1 protein-coding gene and 1 pseudogene are annotated in these 2021 nt (G+C 58.2%); both read right to left on the minus strand.

Going from position 1 to position 2021, the window contains the following annotated elements; translation table 11 throughout:
- On the minus strand, positions 1 to 291 hold a 291-nt coding region (locus ABYA88_RS16265; RefSeq protein ID WP_373188428.1), incomplete at its 3' end, for an MAPEG family protein.
- Positions 292 to 517: 226 nt separating this feature from the next.
- Positions 518 to 2021: pseudogene (locus tag ABYA88_RS16270) on the minus strand (glycosyl transferase family 51); the annotation flags it as partial.

Here is a 2021-nt window from a genome sequence, read left to right on the forward strand (position 1 = left end):
CAGGAGCAGCAAAGCCAGGCCATCAGTCACGTCGCTATTACCTGTGGCGAGCGCAAAAACCAGTACGGCGAAAAACACGGGCAGATTCTCGACGCAGTTGGCATGCACTCGAACGAGGCGACGACCAAAGCCATCAGGGGTGTTGCTGCCGTCTGGCGCGAACGCATTAACTTTCATCTTCCCAGATAGCACCAACAGCCCACGCTGGTTAACCATCGCAAACAATAGAACCAGCATCCAGGCGGCGAGCCCCAAGACGGCAATAGCGGAAGGAGACAGAGCAGAAGACATAACATATACCTCGTTATTTTTATTGGAGTGACGAGGATAGAGTAATAGCTCTATTTTTCCAAGAATGGGATGTGGTCAGATACTCTCTTTCTCTTCTGCCTGGCCCGGAGCAGGGTATTAAGCCCGTCCGCACCATCCTTGAACCCACGCACGATGAACGCCATACCAGCAATTGTCGTCAGTGCCACAGCGAGTATGGATATGGCCGGTTTCCGGGGGTGAAATCCTACAAGGACCGATCGCCTTCAGCCGACTGAAATCCTATTTTGACATCATTCGCTTTCCATTCGCTTTCGTCCAGATATGTCTGCAGCAGCGGCGCCATACCCTTGAGCACCTGTACCGGTAATGCGGAAGTGAAGCGGAAATTATCCGCTGCCCTGCCTGGCACGAAGGCGGTCAGAGTACCGAAGTGATTCGGACCGAGAAAGAATACGAATGTGGCGGTTCGATTCATTACCTGGCTACTGCTCGAACGACCGCCGGCTGTCATGCTATGGATCCGGTTATCTCCCGTGCCGGTCTTGCCCCCGACGGCAAGCGGTTCTCCAACAGAGTCGCTGAACACCTTTTGCAGACGCCGTGCGGTGCCCCCCTCAACGACCTCTGAGAGCACACCCCGCAGTGCTCTGGCGACGTCGACATGCATCACCTGAGTTCCTATCTCTGCTGCGGGCCTCAACCGAACCTCATAGGGCGTGTCGACCGCAAAGTGCAGCTCATTGATGCGCCGGCTAGCAAAGCGCATGCCGTCATTCTGAATAACGCCCATGAGCTCGGCCAGTGCCCCAGGTCTATCCCCGGAGCTGCCCAGGGCCGTACCCAGCGATGGGACCAGATGCGCGAAGGGGTAACCGAGCCGCTGCCAACGCCGGTGCACTTCGAGGAAGGCCTCTACCTCAAGCATGGTGCGAATACGTGTATCGCGTGCATTGCGGTGGCGCGTTCGGAACAGCCAGCCGTACACCTCCTGGCGTTCAGCCTCGCTGGCGATGACTGCATCGCTGAAGGTTGCCTGCGGATGGTTGCCCAGGTAACTCAACAGCCAGAGCTCGAGCGGATGAACCCGCGCAATGTAGCCCTGATCGGGCAGACTGTAGCGGCCCGGCCCATAGCTGGCATAGAGCTTCCGGATCTGCGCATCACTGATGGCCTGCCCGCCGGCGCGGGACCGAACAAACCCGGCGAACACATCAAGATCGGCGTCGGGGTATAGATAGCGGTGTACCGCAGCAAGGCGCGCCGAGGTCGGCCGCAAACCCTCAAGAAAGATATCCAGCCGCTCCTGCTCGGTCTTGTCTGCATACTTGCGCCAGAATCGACGCAGAAAGGTCTGCCCTTCCTTGTCGGCGAAGCTCTCCAGATAGGCCTTTCGCGCAGGGTCCTTGTCGTCAACCAGAATATTCATGCTGCTACCCGGCGCCTGGTAGATCGAGTAGCGCAGAATGTCCCGCAGCAAGCGCACAAAGGGCAGATTGATCGATTCGCGCAACGACTCACGCACGGTGGGGTTGCGATAGTTATCCTCGCGCCGGAAGTTGCTGAACCTCTGCACCCCGCCGCCGGTAAAAAACCGCTCATCCGGGTTGGCCGAGTATCGCCGCTCCAGCGCAGCATCCAGCATGTCCGGCAGCGGGGCACCAGGATTGGCTCTCAGATAGGAACGGGCCCAGGCAACCAACGTGTTATCAGATGACAGCGGAACCGTCGAGCCCGATTCTGCGATGGCA

This window comes from Halopseudomonas sp. (assembly GCF_041579695.1).
Classification (GTDB): domain Bacteria; phylum Pseudomonadota; class Gammaproteobacteria; order Pseudomonadales; family Pseudomonadaceae; genus Halopseudomonas.